The organism is Nitrosopumilus sp. b1 (genome assembly GCF_014078545.1).
In the GTDB taxonomy this organism is placed as follows: domain Archaea; phylum Thermoproteota; class Nitrososphaeria; order Nitrososphaerales; family Nitrosopumilaceae; genus PXYB01.
On the sequence record NZ_MU078723.1, the window covers coordinates 459,511 to 459,721 of the forward strand.

Genomic DNA, 211 nt, shown 5'->3' on the forward strand with positions numbered 1-211 from the left:
TTAATTGGAGATAATTCAACTTGATTATCAAGTTCAGAAGTTGCTTCAATTTTGATTAATTTTGGTGTAGATACTATAGGTGGAACAGTATCAATTACAGAAACAGTTTGTTGAGCACTTACAGAGTTTCCAGAAGTATCAGTTGCAGTCCAGGTAACTATGGTGTCACCTACTGGGAAAGTGGATGGTGCGTCATTTGTGATCGATGCAA

Annotated in this window: 1 protein-coding gene; it reads right to left on the bottom strand. The window is 37.0% G+C overall.

What is annotated here, in order from left to right; genetic code table 11:
* The coding region (locus tag C6988_RS08520; protein ID WP_182134616.1) for an HYR domain-containing protein at positions 1–211 on the bottom strand (211 nt) is incomplete at both ends.